Genomic DNA, 22,241 nt, shown 5'->3' with positions numbered 1-22,241 from the left:
GCCCGTGATCACCCCTGGTCCGGGGGCGGACGCCCGCGGCCGGACCCGTACGGTGCCCGCGCCGGGCCCGCGTCGGCGCCGCGCCGGGCCCGCGCTAGGCCCGGAGCGCCTCCCGGCTGGTGCGCAGGGCGCTCTCCAGGACGGCGCCGCGGCGGGCCGGGTCCATCATGTTCGGGCCCATCACCGCGAGGTCCGCCAGGGTCGGCGCGAGCAGCCGCACCCGGACGCCCTCGGCCCGCAGCTGGGCGGCCTCGCGCAGCAGCTGCCGGGTGACGGCGTGGCGGTAGCGGCTCACCAGCTGGGCGAGCACTCCGCGCGGACGGTCCCGGGCGCGCCACTCGCGCAGGGCGGCCAGGGTGTCGCGGCCGCCCCCGAGCCGGCCCTCCCGGCCGCCCTGCCCCTCCCGGTCCTCCCGGCCCCGCCGCCCGGCCCGCCCCGGCCTCGGGTCCAGCCGCAGGGCCATCGGGGCGAGCACGTACACCTCGTCCAGCCCCCGGCCGAGCATCAGGTCGGCGTTGGTGGCGGACCAGCAGCCGCCGTCCACGTACGCCGAGCCGTCCAGCCGCACCGGCGCGAACCAGCCGGGGATCGCGCAGGAGGCCATCACCGCGTCGGGCACCGGGACGGCCGGGGCGTCCGGATCGCCGAAGACCACCCGCCGGCCGCTGCGGTAGTCCACGGCCACCACCCGCAGCGGCGATCCCCCGCCGCCGGGCTCCGGCCCTCCCCCGTCGCCGAGCAGGCCGCGCACCAGCTCGCCGACCGGCGCCAGCGAGCCGCGGCCGTGCGGCGCGATCGCCGAGACCATGGTCAGCAGCGGGTACTCGCGCGGGTGCCGGACGGCGTCCCGCAGCAGGCCGGGCGAGCCGATCCCGGCCCGGGGGCGGGGCGGCAGCGCGCCGCCGACGGCGGTGTCGTAGTCGAAGGCCGTCCCGGCCAGCGGCCCCTCGGTGATCGGCAGGCCGCGCTGGTGGTCGCGCAGCTGCTCGGGGCGCACGCCGCCGGCCAGCATCGCGGCGAGGATCGCACCCGCCGAGGTGCCCAGCAGGACGTCGGCCCCGCCCGGCTGCCGCCCGGTGGCCTCCTCGACGGCGCACAGCGCGCCGACCGTCCAGGCCGCGCCGAGCATCCCGCCGCCGCCCAGCACCACGCCGTACCGCGGCACGCCTTCACCGGCGGGCGGGGCGGTGCCCGCGGCCGCCGGGGCCGCCACCCATGTCGTCATACCGGCCGTCCCTCGTCGTGGGAGCCCGGCGGTCCGCTCCCGGTCAGGCTCCGATGGTGCGCGCCGCGCCCGTACGGCGCAATGCGGCGGCCGGGCGCCGCCACCCGGTCCGCCCAGCCGGAGCGTCCCCTTTTGGACCGTACGGCCCGTCCCCGCACGTCAACCGGGCGCCGTCGGACCGCCCCTCCGGCCCGGCGCCGCACAGTCCGGTTCCCCCGGATAGGTGAATTCGGCGGCCCGTCCCGGCCGCCCCGGAAACCCGTTGCCGCCCCGCGCGGGACGCCCCCAGCCTGGACCCGTCCGTACCCGCACCACCCAGCCGAGGAGCCACCCCGTGACCGTCCGGTACAGCGCCCACCCCGCCGCCCGCCCGTACCGCCGTCCGCGTGACGCCGGCGGCTGCGAGCCGGCCGGCCGCCGCCCGCGCCACCCGCGCGCCGCCTGCACCGGAGCCCCCGGGCCGGACGCCGGGTCGGGCTCCGGAGCCTTGGCCGCCCGGTTCGCCCGCCAGCTGGTCGAGGTGCTCACCGGCGCCCGGCCCTCCGGCCAGCTGATGCGGCACACCAGCCTGGACGGCTACGGGCAGCTCGCCTCGCTGGTCCGGGCCGGCGCGCTGCGCCGCGGCGGCCCCGCCGACCGGCCCCGGCTCGGCCCGGTCCACGACCGCTCGCCCTCACCCGACGCGGTCGAGGCCTGCGTGCGGGTCGACCTCGGCCGGCGCCACCACATGGTGGCCTTCCGGCTGGAGCAGCGCGGCCCCGCCGGGCAGTGGCAGTGCACCGCCGTGGAGGCCCGGTGAACGCCCCGCCGCACACCCGCCGGTACGGACCACACGCCCGGCGGTACGGAACGGCGCAGGGCGCCGTCCCGGTCCGGGAACGGCGCCCTGCGTGGCGTCCTGGCTGGTGGCCGGCGGCCGGCTCAGCCCTTGCGGCGGCGGCCCTTGGCCGACTTGGCGGCCTTGCGGCGCTCGGCGCGGGTCATCCCGTCGCCCTCGTCCTCCGGCGCGAGGTCGTCGAAGTCGCCCTCGATGACACCGCCGCCGACCTCGTCCGAGGGGGCCGTGTAGTGCAGCCGCTGCGGCTTCGGGGCCTCCAGGCCCTTGGCCTTGATCTCCGGGCGGGCGGCGTCCTTCTCCAGCTTGTCGAGCGCCACCTGGGCGTCCTCGACCGGGACCTCCTCGACCTGCTGCTCGACCTGGACCTCCAGGTTGAACAGGTAGCCGACGGACTCCTCCTTGATGCCCTCCATCATCGCGGTGAACATGTCGAAGCCCTCGCGCTGGTACTCGACCAGCGGGTCGCGCTGCGCCATGGCCCGCAGGCCGATGCCCTCCTGGAGGTAGTCCATCTCGTAGAGGTGCTCGCGCCAGCGGCGGTCCAGCACCGACAGCACGACCCGGCGCTCCAGCTCGCGCATGATCTCCGCGCCCAGCTGGTCCTCGCGGGCGCCGTACTGGCCCTGGATGTCCTCCTGGACGGACTTGATCAGGAACTCGGGGGTCAGCCCGGCCGGGCCGCCGGCCTCCTCCTCCAGCTCCTCCAGGTCCAGGGTGACCGGGTAGAGCTGCTTGAGCGCGGTCCAGAGCTTGTCCAGGTCCCAGTCGTCCTCGAAGCCCTCGCCGGTGGCCGCGCGGACGTACGCCTCAACGGTGTCGTCCATGAAGTGGCCGACCTGCTCCTGGAGGTCCTCGCCCTCCAGCACCCGGCGGCGCTCGCCGTAGATGACCTCGCGCTGGCGGTTGAGCACCTCGTCGTACTTGAGGACGTTCTTGCGGATCTCGAAGTTCTGCTGCTCGACCTGGGTCTGCGCGGAGGCGATGGCGCGGGTGACCATCTTGGACTCGATCGGCACGTCCTCGGGGACGTTGGCCATCGAGAGCACGCGCTCGACCATGCCGGCCTTGAACAGGCGCATCAGGTCGTCGCCCAGCGACAGGTAGAAGCGGGACTCGCCCGGGTCGCCCTGACGGCCGGAGCGGCCGCGCAGCTGGTTGTCGATCCGGCGGGACTCGTGCCGCTCGGTGCCGAGGACGTAGAGGCCGCCGGCCTCCTTGACCTCGTCCTGCTCGGCCTTCACCGAGGCCTTGGCCTTCTCCAGCGCGGCCGGGAAGGCGGCCTCGTACTCCTCCGGGGTGTCCGTCGGGGTGAGCCCGCGCTGCGCCAGCTCGGCCGCCGCGAGGTGGTCGGAGTTGCCGCCCAGCATGATGTCGGTGCCGCGGCCGGCCATGTTGGTGGCGACGGTGACGGCGCCCTTGCGGCCGGCCTGCGCGACGATCTGCGCCTCGCGCTCGTGGTGCTTGGCGTTCAGCACCTCGTGCGGGATGCCGCGCTTGCGCAGCTCCTGCGACAGGTACTCGGACTTCTCGACCGACACGGTGCCGACCAGCACCGGCTGGCCCTTCTCGTGCTTCTCGGCGATGTCCTCGACCACGGCGGCGAACTTGGCCGGCTCCGACTTGTAGATCAGGTCGGGCTGGTCGATGCGCAGCGGCGTCTTGTTGGTCGGGATCGGCACCACGCCGAGCTTGTAGATCTGGTGGAACTCGGCGGCCTCGGTGGTGCCGGTACCGGTCATGCCCGCGAGCTTGTCGTACAGCCGGAAGAAGTTCTGCAGGGTGATGGTGGCCAGGGTCTGGTTCTCGTTCTGGACCTCCACCCCCTCCTTGGCCTCGATCGCCTGGTGCATGCCCTCGTTGTAGCGGCGGCCGGCCAGGATGCGGCCGGTGTGCTCGTCGACGATCATGACCTCGCCGTTCATCACGACGTAGTCCTTGTCCCGCTTGTACAGCTCCTTCGCCTTGATGGCGTTGTTCAGGAAGCCGACCAGCGGGGTGTTCACCGACTCGTAGAGGTTGTCGATGCCCAGGTAGTCCTCGACCCGGCTGACGCCCTCCTCCAGGATGCCGACCGTGCGCTTCTTCTCGTCGACCTCGTAGTCCCGGTCGATCTTCAGGCGCAGGACCAGCTTGGAGAAGTCGGCGTACCACTTGGTCGCCTGGTCGGCCGGGCCGGAGATGATCAGCGGGGTACGGGCCTCGTCGATCAGGATCGAGTCGACCTCGTCGACGACCGCGAAGTAGTGGCCGCGCTGGACGAGTTCGTCCTGCGACCAGGCCATGTTGTCGCGCAGGTAGTCGAAGCCGAACTCGTTGTTCGTGCCGTACGTGATGTCCATCCCGTACTGGCGCTTGCGCTCGGCGGGCGTCATGTTGGCCAGGATCACGCCGACTTCGAGGCCGAGGAAGCGGTGCACCCGGCCCATCCACTCCGAGTCGCGCTCGGCGAGGTAGTCGTTGACGGTGATCAGGTGGACGCCCTTGCCCGTCAGCGCGTTCAGGTACGCGGGCAGCGTGCCGACGAGGGTCTTGCCCTCACCGGTGCGCATCTCGGCGACGTACCCGTGGTGCAGCGCGGCGCCGCCCATGAGCTGGACGTCGTAGTGCCGCTGGCCGAGCACGCGCTTGGCGGCCTCACGGACGGTGGCGAACGCCTCGGGGAGGATGTCGTCCAGGGTCTCGCCGTCCGCGAGCCGCTGCTTGTACTCGTCGGTCAGTGCGCGCAGCTCGGCGTCGGTGAGGTTGACGAAGTCCTCTTCGATGGAGTTGACCTGGGCGGCAATCCGCTGCAGCTTGCGAAGGATCTTGCCCTCGCCGGCGCGCAGGATCTTGTCGAAGACGGACACGATGAGCGGGCTCCTTGCCTGTATTGGCACTGGACGACTGCACGGCGGGTCCACCCCACCGCACGGGCCATCGTATGCGAGGAGTCCAACCCCCCGGGAGGTGCGTCAGCACGGTATTCCCGTGTCACCCTGGCGAGCACATGGCCCGATAGCACCGTCCACCGGGACAAAACGGTCGGCGGGTCGTGGAGTTGGACGCCAAGGCGGGCGAATAATCGGATGCCCACCTTCCTCCCCTGGCGGAATAATCCGTTCATGGACGAACTTCGCGCCGAACTTCCCGCCCTCACCACCGACCGACTGGTCCTGCGCCCCCCGCAGGAGTCGGACATCGACGCGGTCTACGCCGCCTGCCAGGACCCGGAGATCCAGCGCTGGACGGTCGTCCCGTCGCCCTACCGCCGTGAGGACGCCGAGTTCTTCGTACGCGATCTCGCCATCGAGGGCCGGCGCACCGGGGCGAACCTGATCTGGTGCGTGTTCGAGCGCGAGTCCGGCACCCTGGTCGGCTCCCAGGGGCTCGTCCTGCGCCCCCAGGACCCGGGCTGCGCCGAGATCGGCTGGTGGGCCGTGAAGGAGTTCCGCGGCCGCGGCTACACCACCGAGGCCGCGCGCGCCGTCTCCCACTACGGCCTGCGCGAGCTGGGCCTGCGCCGCCTGGAGTGGCTGGCCTACGTCGGCAACGACGGCTCCCGCGCGGTCGCCGAGAAGGCCGGCTACCGCTTCGAGGGCACCCTGCGCTCGTACGCCGAGCAGCGCGGCGCCTTCCACGACTCCTGGATCGCCTCCCTGCTGCCCTCCGACCTGGCCTGAGCCCTCCGCCCGGACCCGGGCGCTCCGTCCGGGCCCCGGGCCCGCGCTGTCGGTGCCCCGGACTACGCTCCCCGGCATGACCGCCGCCGCCAGCCCCGCCCCCGCCGCCGTCCTCAGCGCGGACGACGCCCGCCGGATCGCCCTGCGCGCCCAGGGCCTGCTGGGCGCGCCGGACCGCCGCGGCGGGGTGCGGGGGGTGCTGCGGCACCTGGGCGCCGTCCAGCTGGACACCATCTCGGTGCTCGCCCGCTCGCACGAGCTGGTGCCGTACGCCCGCCTCGGCGCGGTCGGCCGCCCGGCCGTCGAGGCGGCGTACTGGGGCGGCGGCACGAGCTTCGAGTACTGGTCGCACGCGGCCTGCCTCCTGCCGGTCGAGGAGTGGCCGCTGTTCGCCTTCCGGCGCCGCCGCTACCGCGACCGCGGCCACCTCTGGGGCCACCAGGTCCCGCCCGAGACCTACCGCGCCGTGCTGGACAAGCTGCGGGCCGAGGGGCCGTTGACCTCCACCGAGCTGGGCGGCGCCAAGAAGACCGCCGAGTGGTGGGACTGGTCCGACACCAAGATCGCGGTCGAGCGGGCGCTGGCCTTCGGCGACGTGGTCTGCACCGAGCGCCGGAGCTGGAAGCGGGTCTACGCACTGGCCGAACAGGCCATCCCCGACGCCCTGTTGGGGCAGGAGCGGTCGGACGGGGAGTGCGTGCGCACCCTGGTCGCCCAGGCCGGCGCCGCGCTCGGCGTGGCCACCCGGGCCGACCTGCTGGACTACCACCGGCTGCGCGCCGAGCAGTTGGACCCGGTGCTCGCCGACTGCGGGCTCGTCCCGGTCGAGGTGGCCGGCTGGGGCCCGGACGGCGCCCCGGCCCCGGCCTGGGCCGACCCGGCCGCCCTCGCCACCGCCCCGCGCGGGCGCCACCGCACCACGCTGCTCTCGCCGTTCGACTCGCTGGTCTGGGACCGCGCCCGCACCGAGCGGATCTTCGGCATGACACACCGGCTGGAGGCCTACACGCCCAAGCACAAGCGGGTGCACGGCTACTTCGCGATGCCGCTGCTGACCGGCGGGCGGCTGGTCGGCCGGGTCGACCCGGCCCGCGAGGGGCGCACCCTGGTCGCCCGGCAGGTCTCCCTGGACGGTCCGGGGCGGGGCGCCCGGCACGTCGAGGCGCTGGCGACGGCGCTGCGCGAGGCCGCCGACTGGGTCGGCTGCGACGGGGTGCGGGTCGGGACGCTGCACGACGAGCGGCTGCGCCCGACCCTGGAGAAGCTGCTGGCGGACCGCTAAGTCCCGCCCGGCTCACCCTATTTCGAGGATCTTCTCCCGCATCGCGTACACCACCGCCTCCATCCGCGAGTGCAGCTGGAGCTTCTCCAGGATGTTGCGCACGTGGTTCTTCACGGTGTTCTCGCTGATGAACAGCTCCTTGGCGATCTCCCGGTTGTTCATCCCGGTCGCCACCAGCTTGAGCACCTCCAGCTCCCGGTCGGTGAGCCGGGGCGCGGGCACCAGGTCCCGGTCGTCGGAGCGGCGCTGGATCATCGACTTGAACTCGGTGAGCAGCTTGGACGCCATGGAGGGGCTGATCTGCGACTGCCCGTCGGCGACCGCGCGGATCGCGGTGGCGACCTCGTCGGTGGAGATCTCCTTGAGCAGGTAGCCGGTGGCCCCCGCCTTGATCGCCTCGTAGAGGTCGGCCTCCTCGTCGCTTATCGTCAGCATGATGATCTTGGTGCTCGGTGCCACGTCCTTGATCGCCGTGCAGGCCTCGATCCCGCTGCGGCGCGGCATCCGGACGTCCATGAGGATGATGTCGGGCAGCAGGTCGGCGGCCTTCAGCACGGCCTCGGCGCCGTCCCCCGCCTCGCCGACGACCTTGATGTCCGGCTCCTCCGCGAGGACGATCTCCAGCCCCCGACGGAACAGCGCGTGGTCGTCCACCACCAACACGCGGATCGGTTCACCCCGGTGCGGCTCGTACGCGGGCTCATCCTCCGCCCCCAACGGCAGCGCTGGCCCGACCCCGGGCCCCAGCCCGAAGTGATCCCCCATCCGCTCCTCCCCCTTCGCGGGTCGTCGTGCGCCAATCATTCCACGCCCCGGCGCCGCCCCGGTCACGCTCCGATGCCGATTCCCCCGCAACGGGTGACCCGTCCGTCCGGGGCGCGAGACCGCCCTCGACGCACCGCCGTTGGAACCGCACCGCACCCTCGACGCACCGCTGTTCGAACCGTGCCGCCGTTCGAACCCAACCGCCCCCGAACGCCGGTGACCCCGGCGGCCACGGCCGCCGGGGTCACCCCTCCATCGCTGTTCGGACGGTCAGTCCTCGTCGTCGGCCCCGCCGATCGCGCCGCCCGCCCCGCCACCCGGGCCGGCCGCGAGGTCGGTCTGCAGGTGGATGACGCCGTAGTGGTAACCGTGCCGGCGGTAGACCACGCTCGGCAGGCCACTGTCCTTCTCCACGAAGAGGTAGAAGTCGTGGCCGACCAGCTCCATCTCGTAGAGCGCCTGGTCCAGCGCCATGGGGGCGGCCGGGTGCGTCTTCTCCCGGACCACCAGCGGGCCTTCGCCCTCCACTTCCAGGGATCCCATCATGGTCTTGCGGACGGCGCCGTTCGTCTCGCCCTCCGGCGCCGCCGTCTCCGGCAGCGCGGCCAGGGCCGCGGTCGCCTCGGCGACGCTGATCGGGGTGCGGCCGTTCGCGCCGCCCTTGTGCACCCGACGCCGGTCCGCGGACTTGCGCAGCTGCGCGTCGAGCTTCGCGGAAGCCAGGTCGAGCGCCGCGTACGGGTCACCGGCGGCGGCTTCCGCCCGGATCACGGGGCCGCGGCTGCGGAGAGTGATCTCCACCCGGTCGGAGCGGTCGGCCTGCCGCGGGTTGTGTTCCTTGGACACCTCGACGTCGAGGCTGATGGCCTTGGCGTCGAACTTCTGGACCTTCTCCAGCTTCTCGGCCACGTGCTCGCGGAACCTCTTGGGCACCTCGGTCTTGCGGCCCTTGACGACGATGTCCACGCAGAACTCCGATCCCTCGTGCTGACGCCGATCCGGGTGCTACCGGACCGGACTGAGACCCAGCTGGACCAGCCCATCCACTGCCGGCCCCCCGTCCCCGCCGCCAGCGGCGGAAACGACTGGCCCTCACCTCACTTCCTCCCCACCAGGGACGTTTGAAACCCCCTGGGCCTTATCGAACACCTCACACGGGTTTTTCGCCTCCCCAGGCGATAAGGAGGGTATGACCCGATACTGCGGTCGGGCGGTCAAGCTGGTCCACCCTGTCTACCCTCTCGTGGGTGAAGTAAGGGTAAATACCTGGACAACGCCCCCCGTACGGCCGATTCTGTGCTGACTCTCCGTGCCTGCCGCCGCCAGGAGCAGCCGTGCCGCCGTTCCCCTCCCCCGCCCGTCCGCCGTCCGCCCAGGGGCCGTTCGGCCACGCACTGGCCGGGCTGCTGGACGTCCTGCTGCCCGCCGACTGCGCGGGCTGCGGCAGCGAGCGCACCCAGCTCTGCCCGGCCTGCCGGCACGCGCTGGCCACCGCACGGCCCGCCCCCACCCCGCTGCCCTGGACGCACGCCGCCGCGCCGTACACCGGTCCGGTCCGGCAGCTGCTGCTCGCCCACAAGGAGCGGGGCGCGCTGCGGCTGGCCGCGCCGCTCGGCGAGGCCCTCGGCCGGGCCGTGCGCTCCGCCCTGGGGGCGCGCGCCGGGGCCGCACCTCTGCTGCTGGTCCCGATGCCCTCGGCGCGCTCGGCCGTCCGCGCCCGCGGGCACGATCCGACGCTGCGGCTGGCCGGGGCGGCCGCCCGCTCGCTGCGCCGGGCCGGCCTGGACGTGCGGGCCGCGCCGTTGCTGCGGCACGCCCGGCCGGTCGCCGACCAGGCCGGGCTGAACGCGGCCGAACGGCGCCGCAACCTGCACGGCGCGCTCACCGTGCTGCCGCGTGCCCGGACCGGGCGCGCGGGCCTGGCGGGACCGGGGAGCCTGGTGGGACCGGGGAGCCTGGCGGGCCGTCACCCGGTGCTGGTGGACGACCTGGTGACCACCGGGGCCAGCCTCGCCGAGGCCGCCCGGGCGCTGGCCGACGCCGGCCTCCCGGTCCGGGCGGGCGCCACCGTCGCGGCCACGGTGCGCCCGGCCGACTGACCGTCACCGCGGCCGCCGACACCCCACCGGGCCGGGCCGGAGGCCCCGGAGAGGCTCGGACGCGGCGTCAGCCCGCGTAGAAGAAGGACCGCGGCTTGTCGATCAGCGAGGTCTCCCGCCACTGGTTGTTGACCAGGCGGAAGGCCTTGATCTCGCTCGGCTTGCCGTCCGTCTGCTTGACCTCGCCCATCGCGAGCACCGGCGGCGTCTGGGTCAGGCTGTCCCCGCGGGACTCCGAGGCCGAGACGGTCAGCATGCTCTCGGCGCTCTGCAGCTGGGTCTCGGTGCTCTGCGAGCCGTCCGTGCTGATGAAGTACAGCTGCTGGGTCCGGTCGGCCTCCTTGCCGAGCACGAGCAGCTGGTCGGTCTCCGCCCAGGACACCGAGGCGACGTCGGTGAGCGTGGGAGCGGCCCGGTGCAGCGCGGTGATCTTCACGGTCGGCGCCTGCGGGGTGCCGTCGTGCACGACCAGGCCGAACCACAGCGAGCGGACGGCCGAGCCCGGGGTCCTGGCCACCACGGCCACCCGGACGCCGTCCGAGGAGATCTTCAGCGCCTGCACGGTCTGGCCGGTCAGACCCTCGACCGGCACGGTGTACGACTTGGCACCGCGCACCATCACCACCCGCGGGGCCTGCTTGTTGCGGTCCACCACCCAGAGGTCGCCGCGGCCGTCCCAGGTGGGCGAGGCGAAGCCGTCCTCCTTGTCGCCGCCCTTGGCCGGCGAGGTGAGCACCGGCTCGCCCATGGCCACCGCGCTGTCCGACAGCGGCACCGACCAGACCTGGTGGCCGTCCTCGCTGATCGCGGCGGCCTGGGAGCCGGTGCGGCTGACCGCGAAGGCGCCGAGCGGCGGCTTGGTGTTCGACTGCGGCTTGCCGAGGACCCCGCGGACCGGATCGCCGGGGCGCACCTCGTCGGTCGCCACCAGGGCTCCGTCGGCACGCTGGTAGTACTGCGTCGCCGTCGTCGACCCGGCCAGGGCACCGGGGCCGGTGGACGGCGAGTCACCGCGGGCGGCCGTGCAGGAGCCGTGCGGCCCCTTCAGCTCCAGCCGCGTGATCTGGCCCTTGCCCTGGTCGGCGACGGTGTAGAAGAGCTGGGTCGCCATCCGCCGGCAGGCCATCGGCTCACCGGTGTCCGCCTTGCCGAGCTGCACGTGGGCGACCCGGTTGTCGTCGATGCTCACCTTGTCGACCGTGGTGCCGGCCGGGAACGCCGTGCGGACCACCGGCGAGAGCCAGACGGAGGGGCCGTCGACGAGCGCCCGGACGGCCGAGGTGAGCGGGTCTATCCGGCGCCGCAGGTAGACCGGGTCGGCGAGCAGCACCTCCTGGCCGGTGCTCCCGGACACCACCGAGGACGGGTCGGGCGCGGTGTAGAAGAACCGCTCGACCTGCCGGAAGCTGTTCCGGAAGTTGGTCTCGTTCATGATCACGCCGGGCGCCAGCCTGTCGATCCGCCACTCGCCGTCCTTCTGCCGGACGAAGGTGAAGTCGGACGAGTCGTTGTTCTGCCCGGCGACCCGCGCGTACGAGTGCCGCTCGTCGACGCCGGCGACCAGCTGCCCGCTCACCTGCAACGACGCCGTGGTGTCCGTGTCGGTGACGTCCTGGCCGGGCGGGATGCCGGTGGCGGAGAGCACCTTCGTCCCGGCGTCCGGGTTCCAGGTGGCGGCGGCGCTCTCGGTGAGGTACTTGCGCGCGGTGTCGTACCCCTCGTCGGCGGTCACCGCGTCCAGGAACCCGTTCAGCAGCTCGCGCGGCTTGGCGCCCCGGGCGGGCGCCACCGGGTAGACCCGGGCCTGCAGGTCCTTGTCGGCCGAGCCCTGGGACAGCTCCACCCTGGTGATGCCGCCGGAATCCGGCATGGCCGCGCAGCCGCTCGCCACCAGGGCGCCGAGCAGCCCGCCGACCACCGCGAGGAGCCGCGGCTCAGTCCTGTTGCTCGTCCTTCGCACGCTGCGACCCCTCCGCGTCCGTCGTCCCACCCGTCGCGTCCGGCTCCGCCGTCCGCTGTGCCACCGACGGCCGTCCCGGCGTCGGGTCCACCATCACCTGGGCGCCGGTGGCCCCGTACCCGGCGGCCGTCCACACGCCCGAGGGGTCCGCGCGCGGACCCTCCGGCAGCTTGCGCCGGCCCAGCCCGGGGCCGATGTTCAGCACCCCGCCGAGCCCGCTGCCGAGGCCGCCGCTCACCGTCTCCGGCGTCTCCGCCTGCTCCTCGACGGCGGCCGTCGCCGTCGAGCCGGCCGGGCTGATCGCCCGCCGGTACGGCGTGCCCTGCGCGCCCAGGCCCCGGTTGTTGCGGGAGTCCTCCGGCTCCAGCCGGAACGGCGCCCGGCTGATCTCGCCGCCGCGGGTGCGCGGCAGGGTGAGCCGGAAGTGCGAACCGCCGCCGGGCTCGCCCCAGGCCTGGAGCCAGCCGCCGTGCAGGTGGGCGTCCTCGACCGCGATGGACAGGCCGAGGCCGGTGCCGCCGGTGGTCCGCACCCGGGACGGGTCGGCCCGCCAGAAGCGGTGGAACACCCGGGACGCCTCGCCCGGCTTGAGCCCGATGCCGTAGTCGCGCACGCCGACCGCGACCGCGCCGTCCGCCGAGCCCAGCCGGACCACCACGTCGCGGCCCTCGCCGTGCTCCAGCGCGTTGACCACCAGGTTGCGCAGGATGCGCTCGATCCGGCGGGAGTCCACCTCGGCCAGCACCGGCTCGCCGTCGCCGCGGATCACCACGGCGCTGCCCTTGGCCTCGGCGAGCGGTTCGGCGGCCTCCACCACCCGGGCGACGATCTCGCGCAGGTCGACCGGCTCGGCGTCCAGGATCGCGGCGCCGGCGTCGAAGCGGCTGATCTCCAGCAGGTCGGCGAGCAGCGACTCGAAGCGGTCCAGCTGGCCCTGCAGCAGCTCCGCCGAGCGGGCCGCCATCGGGTCCAGGTCCTCGCGGCTGTCGTAGATGAGGTCGGCGGCCATCCGGACCGTGGTCAGCGGGGTGCGCAGCTCGTGCGAGACGTCCGAGACGAAGCGCCGCTGCACCCGGGACAGCTCCTCCAGCTGGCGGATCTGCGCCTGGAGGGCGTTGGCCATCCGGTTGAAGGACTCCCCGAGCCGGGCGATGTCGTCCGTCCCGGTGACCTTCATCCGCTCTTCCAGGTGCCCGTCGGCGAGCCGCTCGGAGATCCCGGCGGCCATCCGGACCGGGGTGACCACCTGGCGCACCACGACCCAGGCGATGCCGCCCATGAGGATCACCACGAACACCCCGGCGGTCGCCAGGGTGCCGGTGACCAGGTTGAGGGTGTCGGTCTCCTGACCGAAGGAGAAGACGTAGAACAGCTGGTACGAGGTCTCCGCCGGGCCGCGGAACTGCATGCCGAGGGCCAGCCCTGGCTCGGACGTGACGCTGCTGCCGGGCGAGCGCTGGATCCGGGTCGGCTGGTCGAACATCTGGCCGGGCTCGGCGGCCAGCTTGGCCCGCAGGGTGTCCGGGATGCTGATCGGCTGGATGTCGCCCGAGTAGCGCGGCGCGAAGCCGCCCCCGTCGGGGACGACGGCGCCGGTGCCGGGGGACATCGCGATCACCGAGTAGACGGTCTGCCCGCTCCCGGCCAGGTCGTTGACCTGCCGCAGCAGCCAGGTGCCGATCTCGTCGACGGTCGGGTCGGCGGTGCCCCGCAGCTTCTGGTCCCGGGCCTCGTCGATCTTCTTCTGCTCGACCTGGAAGCCGATCCGGGCCTGCGCGCGGGCGGCGTCCGTCTTGGTCCCGAGCAGGCCGGTGCGCACCTGCGCCACCACGACCACGCCCAGCACCAGGACGACCGCGATGGACGCCAGCAGCGACACCGCGACCACGCGCAGCTGGATCGACCGGCGGTACAGCGCGGCCACCCGGTGCGTGGGACGGCGCAGCTGACGCTTCACCAGCGCGAACACGCCGGAAGGGCCGCGTCGGCGACGGGTGGTCGAACTCAGCACGTCGCCGCGCACGGCCCCCGCCCCGTCGGTCGCGGAACCCGACGGGGTGTCGTCTGCCCGCTCCGTCACGTCAGCTGGGTCCCGCCTTGTAACCGACGCCGCGGACGGTCACCACGATCTCGGGGCGCTCCGGGTCCTTCTCGATCTTGGAACGCAGGCGCTGCACATGAACGTTGACCAGACGGGTGTCCGCCGCGTGGCGGTAGCCCCAGACCTGCTCCAGCAGCACCTCGCGGGTGAACACCTGCCAGGGCTTGCGGGCCAGCGCGACCAGCAGGTCGAACTCCAGCGGGGTCAGCGGGATGCCCCGGCCGTCCCGCTTCACGGAGTGGCCGGCCACGTCGATCACCAGGTCGCCGATGGTCAGCTGCTCGGGCGTCGGCTCCTCGGCGCGGCGCAGCCGGGCGCGAACCCGGGCCACCAGCTCCTTGGGCTTGAACGGCTTGGTGACGTAGTCGTCGGCCCCCGACTCCAGGCCCACCACCACGTCGACCGTGTCGGTCTTCGCGGTCAGCATCACGATCGGGATGCCGGACTCGGCCCGGATCTGCCGGCACACGTCGATGCCGTCCCGGCCGGGCAGCATCAGGTCGAGCAGGACCAGGTCCGGCTTGGTCTCCCGGAAGGCGGCTAGCGCCCTGTCCCCATCCGCGACGAAAAACGGCTCAAAACCCTCACCCCGCAGCACGATACCGAGCATCTCGGCCAGTGCGGAGTCGTCATCAACGACGAGGACGCGTCCCTTCATGCGTCCATCTTCTCATTACCGGATTGTGACCTGCCGCACAGCAGTGCCAATGCTCCAGAACGGCCAACTCCCCCACCGGTGCATTCCGGCCATACCGGGCGAATGCTCCCCCGGAAACGCCTCCGGACCCCCCGCGAACCCGCGCCGGACCACCGCCCGACCCGCCGCGGAGGACCGTTGCCGATCAGCAACCGGATCGCCATGGGGCCGGTTTCCGGCCCCATGGCACGATGGGCGCTGCGCGCGGGCGGAAGATCCGTTCGCAGTCGCGCCCGTGACGCCCTCCGAGGAGCAGTGATGACCGACACCCCGGGCTGGGCCTCGCCCAGCTCGTCCGAGCCGCCCCGCGACGACGCCCGGCCCCCGGCCGACGCGCCCGCCGCCGTGCCCGGGCCGTCGGCACCACCACAGGCCGCCCCCGGCTGGACCGGCCCGGCCGGCGCCCCCGGGAACGGACAGCAGTGGGGACAGCAGTGGGGCCAGCAGCCTCCCGGCGGCCACCGCCCGTACGGCTGGGGCGCCCCGGCGAGCCCCAAGCCGGGCGTCATCCCGCTGCGCCCGCTGAGCTTCGGCGAACTGCTCGACGGTGCCGTCACCACCGTCCGCCGGCACTGGCGCACCGTGCTCGCGCTCTCGCTCGGCCTCGCCGTGGTCGCCCAGGCCGGCAGCCTCCTGGTCAACCTGCTGGTCAAGGGCAAGACCGGCGAGGCCACCCAGACCCTGCGGATGCTGGCCGGACTGCCGCTCGAACTGCTGCTCAACGTGTTCGCCACCGCGCTGCTCACCATCGTGGTCAGCCGCGCCGTCCTCGGCCGGTCGGCGACCGCCGGGGAGGCCTGGCGCGACGCCCGCCCCCGGCTGCTGCAGCTGCTCGGGCTGACCCTGCTCACCGTCCTGCTCGGCCCCGGCGTGGTCCTGCTCGGCTTCACCCCGCTGATCGGCTACACCCTCGCCGGCCAGGGCTCCGTCGCCATCGCCGGCCTGCTCACCCTGGTCGGCCTGCTGACCGTGCCGGTCGCCGTCTGGCTGTGGATGCGCTTCAGCCTCGCCGCGCCCGCCCTGATGCTGGAGAAGCAGGGCGTGCTGACGGCGCTGTCGCGCTCGCGGCGGCTGGTCCGCGGCGCCTGGTGGCGGGTCTTCGGCATCAACCTGCTCGGCCACGTGCTGGCGCTCGTCGTCGCGATGGTCGTCGTCGTCCCGTTCCAGTTCCTCGGCCTGCTGCTCGGCTTCGAGAGCCTCGACGCCCAGGGCCTGCCCGACACCGCCGACCAGGGCGTGGCCATGCTGCTCCTGCTGGCGGTCGCCGGGATCATCGCCGGCACCTTCACCACCCCCTTCATCGCCGCCGTCGGCGTGCTGGTCTACATCGACCAGCGGATCCGCCGCGAGGCCCTGGACATCGAACTCGCCCGCGCGGCCGGCCTGCCCGAGCAGAGCGGCACCGGCTGGGGCGCGCAGGGCGACCCGGCACCGGCGAGGCGCTGAACCGGATGCCTAACTGGGGGGACAGGCTCCTCGCCGCGGGCGGCGCACCCGTCACCGTGCCGCGTGACCCGGCGCGCGAGGCCGCCCGCGACGAGCTGCTCGACGCGGAGTACCACAAGCACGACCCGTCCGTACTGCAACGCGTCACGGACTGGATCTACGACCACATCGCCAAGGCGCTCGACAGCATCTCCGGCGACGGCACCACCGGCACCACCGGGCTGGTCCTCTTCCTGATCGTCGCGGTGCTGATCGGCGGCGCGGTCTGGTGGCGCCTCGGCGCACCCCGCCGCGCCGCCCGCACCGTCCAGGACGTGTACGGCGCCGAGGGCCCGCGCAGCGCCGACCAGTACCGGACGGACGCCGCCGGGCACGCCGCCGCCGGACGCTGGACCGAAGCCGTCCGCGAACAGATGCGCGCCCTGGTGCGCGGCCTGGAGGAGCGCACCCTGCTCGACAACCGCCCCGGCCGCACCGCCGACGAGGCCGCCGCCGAGGCCGGCCGGGCGCTGCCCGAGCACGCCGCCGCGCTGGCCGCGGCCGCCCGGACCTTCGACGACATCGCGTACGGCGAGCGCACCGCCGACCAGAGCGCGTACCGGCTGCTGCACGAGCTCGACCGGACGCTGGAGCGCACCCGCCCGGTCCTCGCGCCCCCCGCACCGGCTCCGGCTACGGCCTCGGGAGGAGCGGCATGACCAATACCGTCCCCGCCCCCGCACCCGCGGCACCGCCCGTCGCCGAGCCGCCCGCCGCCGCCGCCGCGACCAGCCTCGCCCCGACCACCCGCGGCCTGTGGCGCCGCGCCCGCTGGTACCTGGCCGTCCTCGCCGCCCTGCTGATCGGCGCCGCCGCCGTGTCCGCCCTCGGCCAGGACCGCCGCTACCCGCCGCTGGACCCGCGCTCGTACGACCGCGACGGCACCCACGCCGTCGTCGCCCTGCTCGAACGCCAGGGCCTCAAGGCCGAGTTCACCACCGACCCGGCCACCGCCGCGGCCGGCCCGGACACCCTCGTCCTGCCCGAACCCGACCTGCTCGACCCCGCCCAGCTGCGCGCCGTCGCCGCCGCCCGGCACCGGCGGCTGGTGCTGGTCGCCCCCGGCCCGGCCGCGCTCACCGCGCTCGCCCCCGGCATCCGGCTGTCCGACGACGCCGGCGGGCTCCCGTACGCCTCCGTCCGCTCCACCCCCGCGGAGTGCGCCCTCACCGAGGCCGTCCGGGCCGGCAGCGCCCAGCAGGGCGGCATGCTCTACACCAGCGGCAGCCGCGGCACCGGCTGCTACCCGCGCGCCCACGGCTACCCGCTGGTCGTCCTCCCGGCCGGCGACGGCGACCGCGACGTCGTCGTGCTCGGCAGCGGCACCTTCCTGCACAACGGCGAACTCGCCAAGGACGGCGACGCCGCCCTCGCCCTCGGCCTGCTCGGCTCGCAGCCCCGCCTCACCTGGCACCTGCCCGACTACTCCGCCCCGCTCCCCGAGGGCGCCCGCACCAAGAGCTTCGGCGACTTCCTGCCGAGCGGCTGGCACTGGGCCGGCTACCAGCTCGCCGTCGCCGCCGTGCTCGCCGCCCTCTGGCGCGGCCGCCGGCTCGGCCCGGTGGTCAGCGAGAACCTGCCCGTGGTGGTCCGCGCCGCCGAGACCACCGAGGGCCGCGCCCGCCTCTACCGGCGCGCCAAGGCCCGCGGCCGCGCCGCCGAGGCCCTGCGCGGCGCCACCGCGCACCGCCTCGCCCCCGCCCTGGGCGTCCCGCTCCAGGCCGGCGCACCCGACCCCGACGCGCTCTGCGTCGCCCTGGCCGACCGGCTGTCCGAACGGCCCGCCGGGGACGTCCGGGCCCTGCTGTACGGCCCGCCCCCGACCGACGACGCCGCACTGCTGCGGCTCGCCGACGACCTCGACGCCCTCGAAAGGCAGGTACGGAACCCGTGACCGACCAGGCAACCGCCCAGCTCCGCCCCGTCCCCGGCACGGCGCCCGCCACCCCCGCCACCGACCCGCGCGCCGCGCTGACCGCCCTGCGCGCCGAGATCGGCAAGGCCGTGGTCGGCCAGGACGCGGCCGTCACCGGCCTGGTCGTCGCCCTGCTCTGCGGCGGCCACGTGCTGCTGGAGGGCGTCCCCGGCGTCGCCAAGACCCTGCTGGTGCGCACCCTGTCCACCGCGCTCAGCCTGGGCACCAAGCGCATCCAGTTCACCCCCGACCTGATGCCCGGCGACGTCACCGGCTCGCTCGTCTACGACGCCCGCACCGCCGAGTTCTCCTTCCAGCCCGGCCCGGTCTTCACCAACCTGCTGCTCGCCGACGAGATCAACCGCACCCCGCCGAAGACCCAGGCCGCCCTGCTGGAGGCCATGGAGGAGCACCAGGTCACGGTGGACGGCGAGGCGCGCCCGCTGCCCGTCCCGTTCCTGGTCGCCGCGACCCAGAACCCGGTCGAGTACGAGGGCACCTACCCGCTGCCCGAGGCCCAGCTGGACCGCTTCCTGCTCAAGCTGGTCCTGCCGCTGCCCGACCGCGACCAGGAGTTCCAGGTGCTCTCGCGGCACGCCGCCGGCTTCGACCCGCGCGACCTCGGCGCGGCCGGCGTCCGCCCGGTCGCCGGCCCCGAGCACGTCGCCGCCGCCCGCGAGCAGATCGCCAAGCTGACCGTCTCCCCCGAGGTCCTCGCCTACATCGTCGACCTCTGCCGGGCCACCCGGCAGTCCCCGTCGCTGTCCATCGGCGTCTCCCCGCGCGGCGCCACCGCCCTGCTCGCCGCCTCCCGCGCCTGGGCCTGGCTGGCCGGCCGCGACTACGTCACCCCGGACGACGTCAAGGCGCTCGCCCTGCCCACCCTGCGGCACCGGGTCGCGCTGCGCGCCGAGGCCGAGATGGAGGGCGTCACCGCCGACTCCGTCATCCAGGCCGTCCTCACCCAGACGCCCGCACCCCGCTGACCCCACCCCGCCGTACCGCCCCCGTTCCGGCCGCCGGCCCACGGGTTCCGACGCACGGGCTTCCGAAGGAGCGCACCGCATGGCCCTCACCGGGCGAACCGCCCTGCTCGCCGCACTCGGCGCGCTCGTCGTGGGCCTGCTGCTGCCGTCCTGGACCGGGATCGGCCTGGTCACCGGTGCGGTGCTGGTCGCCGTCGCGGTCGACCTGGTGCTCGCCGCCCCGGTCCGCGGCCTGCGGTTCGGGCGGGCCGGCGACACCACCGTCCGGCTCGGCGAGCCCGCCACCGTCGAACTGACCGTCACCAACCCGTCCGGCCGGCCGCTCCGCGGCCTGGTCCGCGACGCCTGGGCCCCCTCCGCCTGGCGCCCCGGCACCGCCGAGGCCGCCTCCCGGCACACCCTTGCCCTCCCCGGCGGCGAACGGCGCCGGATCACCACCGTGCTCACCCCCACCCGCCGCGGCGACCACCACGCCCACCGGGTGACGGTCCGCTCGCTCGGCCCGCTCGGCCTGGCCGCCCGCCAGGGCTCGCACCTCGTCCCCTGGACGGTCCGCGCGCTGCCCCCGTTCGCCAGCCGCAAGCACCTGCCCTCCCGGCTCGCCCGGCTGCGCGAACTCGACGGCCGCACCTCCGTCCTGACCCGCGGCCAGGGCACCGAGTTCGACTCCCTGCGCGAGTACCTGCCCGGCGACGACGTCCGCTCCATCGACTGGCGCGCCAGCGCCCGCCGCAACACCGTCGCCGTCCGCACCTGGCGCCCCGAACGCGACCGGCACATCCTCGTCGTCCTCGACACCGGCCGCACCTCGGCCGGCCGGGTCGGCGACGCGCCCCGCCTGGACGCCGCCCTCGACGCCGCGCTGCTGCTCACCGCCCTCGCCACCCGGGCCGGCGACCGGGTCGACCTGCTCGCCCACGACTCCCGCAAGCGCGTCGCGGTGGCCGGCAGCTCGGCCCACGAGGTGCTGCCCGCCTTCACCAACGCGATGGCCGGGCTGGAACCCGCGCTGCACGAGACCGACATGCGCTCACTGGTCGCCACCGCGCTCAAGATGGCGCCGCAGCGCTCGCTGATCGTGCTGCTCACCGGCCTCGACGCGGCCCCGGTCGAGGACGGCCTGCGTCCGCTGCTGCCGATGCTCACCAAGCGCCACGAGGTCGTCCTCGCCTCGGTCGCCGACCCGCAGCTGGACGCCCTCGCCGCCGGGCGGGGCACCCTGGAGGCCGTCTACGGCGCGGCGGCCGCCGAACAGACCCGGGCCGACCGCCGGGCCACCGCCGAGCACCTCACCCGCCACGGCGTCACCGTCCTGGACGCCCCGCCGACCCGGATCGCCCCGGCCCTCGCCGACACCTACCTGGCGCTGAAGGCCGCCGGCCGGCTCTGAGCCCCGCTCCCCCGGCCGGACTCAGTCCGTCCGACGATCCTTCAGAAGCGTGTTGAGCCGGGCCGCCTGACGGGTCAGATGGTCGCGCTCGGCAAGGTCGGGCGCCCGGTGCGCCGCCTCCGCGTACAACCGGGCCGCCGCCACCAGGTCCCCGTCGCGCTCATGGAGGTACGCCGCCACCGCCGCGTACCTGGGCAGCGCGTCGTCCAGCTCCGCGAGCGCCGCCAGCCCCGCGCGCGGACCGTCGGCCTCGCCGACCGCCACCGCGCGGTTGAGCCGCACCACCGGGCTGGCGGTCAACCGGACGAGCTCGTCGTACCACTCGACGATCTGCACCCAGTCCGTCTCCCCGGCGGTGGGCGCGTCGGCGTGCAGCGCCGCGATGGCCGCCTGGGCCTGGAACTCGCCCAGCCGGTCCCGGGCCAGGGCCCCCTGGAGGATGCCGATGCCCTCGGCGATCAGCCCGGTGTCCCACCGGCCGCGGTCCTGCTCGGCCAGCGGCACCAGCGCGCCGTCGGGCGCGGTCCTGCCCGCCCGCCGGGCGTGGTGCAGCAGCATCAGGGCCAGCAGTCCGGCCACCTCGGGGTGGTCGATCACCGCGGCGAGCTGCCGGGTGAGCCGGATCGCCTCGGCCGCGAGGTCGAGATCGCCGGAGTAGCCCTCGTTGAAGACCAGGTAGAGGACCCGGAGCACGGTCGCGACGTCCCCCGGCTGATCGAACCTGACGGCCGAGACGGTGCGCTTGGCCCGGCTGATCCGCTGCGCCATGGTCGCCTCGGGCACCAGGTAGGCCCGGGCGATCTGGCGGGTGGTCAGCCCGCCCACCGCCCGCAGGGTCAGCGCCACCGCCGACGAGGGCGTCAACGACGGGTGGGCGCACAGGAAGTAGAGCTGCAGCGTGTCGTCCACGGCGGCCGCGGGCCCCGGCTCCGGCTCCTGGTCGACCAGGTCCTCCCGGCGCCGGCGGGCGGCCTCCGACCGGGTCGCGTCCAGGAACTTGCGCCAGGCCACGGTGACCAGCCAGCCCTTGGGATCGCGCGGCCGCTCGGCCGGCCAGAGCCGGACCGCCTCGACCAGCGCCTCCTGCACCGCGTCCTCGGCCGCCGCGAAGTCAGCTCCGCGGCGGACGAGGACTCCGATGACGCTCGGTGTGAGACTCCTCAGCAGGGCCTCGTCCATCGGGGACGTCACTCCGTGATGGTCGCCGGCATCGCCAGGAACGGACGCAGCTCCAGCCACTCGTGGATCGGCTCGCCCCCGGCCCCGGGCGCGGCCGACAGCTCCCCGGCCAGCTCGACGGCCCGCTCGTAGCTGTCGACGTCGATCACCATCCAGCCGGCGATCAGGTCCTTGGTCTCGGCGAACGGACCGTCGGTGACCGGCGGACGCCCCTCGCCGTCGTACCGGACCCACGTCCCCTCGGGTGCGAGCGCCTGGCCGTCGACGAACTCGCCGGTCTTCTCCAGCCGGTCCGCGAACTCCTGCATGTACCGGATGTGCGCCGTGACCTCCTCCGGCGTCCACTGGTCCATCGGCACGCAGTTGACCGCGCTCGGGGCACCCCGGTAGTGCTTCAGCAACAGGTACTTGGCCATCGTCTTCTCCTCGGATCCTCGGAGCTGGTGCGACCCATTGTGGCCGCGTCCACTCCGGGGACGGTGCCGGGCACGGGTTCTCGACACGGCCGGCCAAGATTCTTTCCGGCCCGCCCCGTAACCGGCCCACAACGCGAAGAGTCCCTGAAAACGCGAAGAACCCCCATCCGGGACCCGGATGGGGGTTCTTCTGAAGAATTGTTCGGCGGCGTCCTACTCTCCCACAGGGTCCCCCCTGCAGTAC

At 74.4% G+C, this 22,241-nt stretch carries 18 protein-coding genes; 9 read left to right on the top strand and 9 right to left on the bottom strand.

Annotated elements, in window-relative coordinates; all coding sequences use genetic code 11:
• Positions 1-94: 94 nt before the first annotated feature.
• Positions 95-1,225, bottom strand: coding sequence for a patatin-like phospholipase family protein (locus ACFY4B_RS14075; RefSeq protein WP_387968014.1), 1,131 nt, complete (start codon positions 1,223-1,225; stop codon positions 95-97).
• A 334-nt stretch (positions 1,226-1,559) separates the two neighbouring features.
• Here ACFY4B_RS14075 and ACFY4B_RS14070 point away from each other — a divergent pair, with 334 nt between their 5' ends.
• Positions 1,560-2,024: an Rv3235 family protein gene (locus ACFY4B_RS14070; RefSeq protein ID WP_380741841.1), complete on the top strand. Its 465-nt coding sequence runs from the start codon at positions 1,560-1,562 to the stop codon at positions 2,022-2,024.
• 122 nt (positions 2,025-2,146) lie between these two features.
• Here ACFY4B_RS14070 and secA read toward each other — a convergent pair whose 3' ends face one another.
• Positions 2,147-4,909: a preprotein translocase subunit SecA gene (secA, locus tag ACFY4B_RS14065; protein WP_049657305.1), complete on the bottom strand. Its 2,763-nt coding sequence runs from the start codon at positions 4,907-4,909 to the stop codon at positions 2,147-2,149.
• A 255-nt stretch (positions 4,910-5,164) separates the two neighbouring features.
• On the opposite strand from secA, the gene ACFY4B_RS14060 reads away from it, so the two are divergent.
• Positions 5,165-5,722: a GNAT family N-acetyltransferase gene (locus tag ACFY4B_RS14060; RefSeq protein WP_049657307.1), complete on the top strand. Its 558-nt coding sequence runs from the start codon at positions 5,165-5,167 to the stop codon at positions 5,720-5,722.
• A 76-nt stretch (positions 5,723-5,798) separates the two neighbouring features.
• The gene (locus tag ACFY4B_RS14055) at positions 5,799-7,004 is read left to right on the top strand and encodes a winged helix-turn-helix domain-containing protein (RefSeq protein WP_387968011.1); all 1,206 of its coding nucleotides are present in this window, start codon (positions 5,799-5,801) and stop codon (positions 7,002-7,004) included.
• A 12-nt stretch (positions 7,005-7,016) separates the two neighbouring features.
• Here the strand turns inward: ACFY4B_RS14055 and ACFY4B_RS14050 are convergent, their stop codons facing one another.
• Together ACFY4B_RS14050 and hpf are read right to left on the bottom strand one after the other, a co-directional pair.
• On the bottom strand, positions 7,017-7,769 hold the full coding sequence (locus tag ACFY4B_RS14050; protein WP_387968009.1) for a response regulator: 753 nt from the start codon (positions 7,767-7,769) through the stop codon (positions 7,017-7,019).
• A gap of 270 nt (positions 7,770-8,039) precedes the next feature.
• A complete protein-coding gene (gene hpf, locus ACFY4B_RS14045) occupies positions 8,040-8,735 on the bottom strand; it encodes a ribosome hibernation-promoting factor, HPF/YfiA family (RefSeq protein WP_387968007.1) in 696 nt (231 codons plus the stop codon).
• Between the two features lie 368 nt (positions 8,736-9,103).
• On the opposite strand from hpf, the gene ACFY4B_RS14040 reads away from it, so the two are divergent.
• Positions 9,104-9,868, top strand: a complete 765-nt coding sequence (locus ACFY4B_RS14040; protein ID WP_387968005.1) for a ComF family protein — start codon at positions 9,104-9,106, stop codon at positions 9,866-9,868.
• Between the two features lie 67 nt (positions 9,869-9,935).
• On the opposite strand, the gene ACFY4B_RS14035 is transcribed toward ACFY4B_RS14040, so the two are convergent.
• From ACFY4B_RS14035 to mtrA, 3 genes are read right to left on the bottom strand one after another with little or no spacing between them, the layout of a single operon-like run.
• Positions 9,936-11,828 carry an LpqB family beta-propeller domain-containing protein gene (locus ACFY4B_RS14035; RefSeq protein WP_380779373.1) on the bottom strand — a complete coding sequence of 631 codons (1,893 nt, stop codon included), beginning with the start codon at positions 11,826-11,828 and terminating at the stop codon, positions 9,936-9,938.
• Positions 11,803-13,908: an MtrAB system histidine kinase MtrB gene (mtrB, locus tag ACFY4B_RS14030; RefSeq protein ID WP_074005004.1), complete on the bottom strand. Its 2,106-nt coding sequence runs from the start codon at positions 13,906-13,908 to the stop codon at positions 11,803-11,805. The genes ACFY4B_RS14035 and mtrB overlap by 26 nt, the downstream gene beginning before the upstream one ends.
• 1 nt (position 13,909) lies before the next feature.
• A complete protein-coding gene (gene mtrA, locus ACFY4B_RS14025) occupies positions 13,910-14,587 on the bottom strand; it encodes an MtrAB system response regulator MtrA (RefSeq protein ID WP_030247322.1) in 678 nt (225 codons plus the stop codon).
• A 297-nt stretch (positions 14,588-14,884) separates the two neighbouring features.
• On the opposite strand from mtrA, the gene ACFY4B_RS14020 reads away from it, so the two are divergent.
• From ACFY4B_RS14020 to ACFY4B_RS14000, 5 genes are all read left to right on the top strand, one after another.
• Positions 14,885-16,072, top strand: a complete 1,188-nt coding sequence (locus ACFY4B_RS14020; RefSeq protein ID WP_181970603.1) for a hypothetical protein — start codon at positions 14,885-14,887, stop codon at positions 16,070-16,072.
• Positions 16,073-16,077: 5 nt separating this feature from the next.
• Positions 16,078-16,770 carry a DUF4129 domain-containing protein gene (locus tag ACFY4B_RS14015; protein WP_387968003.1) on the top strand — a complete coding sequence of 231 codons (693 nt, stop codon included), beginning with the start codon at positions 16,078-16,080 and terminating at the stop codon, positions 16,768-16,770.
• Positions 16,767-18,005, top strand: coding sequence for a DUF4350 domain-containing protein (locus ACFY4B_RS14010; RefSeq protein ID WP_387968001.1), 1,239 nt, complete (start codon positions 16,767-16,769; stop codon positions 18,003-18,005). Before ACFY4B_RS14015 ends, ACFY4B_RS14010 begins: the two co-directional genes overlap by 4 nt.
• Positions 18,002-19,012 (top strand): MoxR family ATPase, encoded by a 1,011-nt coding sequence (locus ACFY4B_RS14005; protein WP_049659237.1) that lies wholly within the window; start codon positions 18,002-18,004, stop codon positions 19,010-19,012. The genes ACFY4B_RS14010 and ACFY4B_RS14005 overlap by 4 nt, the downstream gene beginning before the upstream one ends.
• A gap of 79 nt (positions 19,013-19,091) precedes the next feature.
• Complete coding sequence (locus tag ACFY4B_RS14000) at positions 19,092-20,402, top strand: DUF58 domain-containing protein (RefSeq protein ID WP_117488066.1); 1,311 nt, start codon at positions 19,092-19,094, stop codon at positions 20,400-20,402.
• 21 nt (positions 20,403-20,423) lie between these two features.
• Here ACFY4B_RS14000 and ACFY4B_RS13995 read toward each other — a convergent pair whose 3' ends face one another.
• Entirely contained in the window at positions 20,424-21,581 is a 1,158-nt protein-coding gene (locus ACFY4B_RS13995) for an RNA polymerase sigma factor (protein WP_387827581.1), read from the bottom strand.
• Positions 21,582-21,589: 8 nt separating this feature from the next.
• Positions 21,590-21,997, bottom strand: a complete 408-nt coding sequence (locus tag ACFY4B_RS13990) for a YciI family protein (protein ID WP_049659240.1) — start codon at positions 21,995-21,997, stop codon at positions 21,590-21,592.
• Positions 21,998-22,241: the final 244 nt, after the last annotated feature.

This window comes from Kitasatospora sp. NPDC001261 (assembly GCF_042896795.1).
Taxonomy (GTDB): Bacteria; Actinomycetota; Actinomycetes; order Streptomycetales; family Streptomycetaceae; genus Kitasatospora.
The sequence above is the reverse complement of the archived record's forward strand: the minus strand, read 5'-3'. Positions and strand labels throughout refer to the sequence as shown.

Excerpts from the sequence above, each read along its gene's own strand:
- ACFY4B_RS14015 (WP_387968003.1), top strand. The coding sequence starts at position 16,078 with ATGCCTAACTGGGGGGACAGGCTCCTCGCCGCGGGCGGCGCACCCGTC.
- ACFY4B_RS14055 (WP_387968011.1), top strand. The coding sequence starts at position 5,799 with ATGACCGCCGCCGCCAGCCCCGCCCCCGCCGCCGTCCTCAGCGCGGAC.
- ACFY4B_RS14020 (WP_181970603.1), top strand. The coding sequence starts at position 14,885 with ATGACCGACACCCCGGGCTGGGCCTCGCCCAGCTCGTCCGAGCCGCCC.
- ACFY4B_RS14075 (WP_387968014.1), bottom strand. The coding sequence starts at position 1,225 with ATGACGACATGGGTGGCGGCCCCGGCGGCCGCGGGCACCGCCCCGCCC.
- ACFY4B_RS14060 (WP_049657307.1), top strand. The coding sequence starts at position 5,165 with ATGGACGAACTTCGCGCCGAACTTCCCGCCCTCACCACCGACCGACTG.
- ACFY4B_RS14010 (WP_387968001.1), top strand. The coding sequence starts at position 16,767 with ATGACCAATACCGTCCCCGCCCCCGCACCCGCGGCACCGCCCGTCGCC.
- mtrA (WP_030247322.1), bottom strand. The coding sequence starts at position 14,587 with ATGAAGGGACGCGTCCTCGTCGTTGATGACGACTCCGCACTGGCCGAG.
- ACFY4B_RS13995 (WP_387827581.1), bottom strand. The coding sequence starts at position 21,581 with ATGGACGAGGCCCTGCTGAGGAGTCTCACACCGAGCGTCATCGGAGTC.
- ACFY4B_RS14050 (WP_387968009.1), bottom strand. The coding sequence starts at position 7,769 with ATGGGGGATCACTTCGGGCTGGGGCCCGGGGTCGGGCCAGCGCTGCCG.
- ACFY4B_RS14000 (WP_117488066.1), top strand. The coding sequence starts at position 19,092 with ATGGCCCTCACCGGGCGAACCGCCCTGCTCGCCGCACTCGGCGCGCTC.
- ACFY4B_RS13990 (WP_049659240.1), bottom strand. The coding sequence starts at position 21,997 with ATGGCCAAGTACCTGTTGCTGAAGCACTACCGGGGTGCCCCGAGCGCG.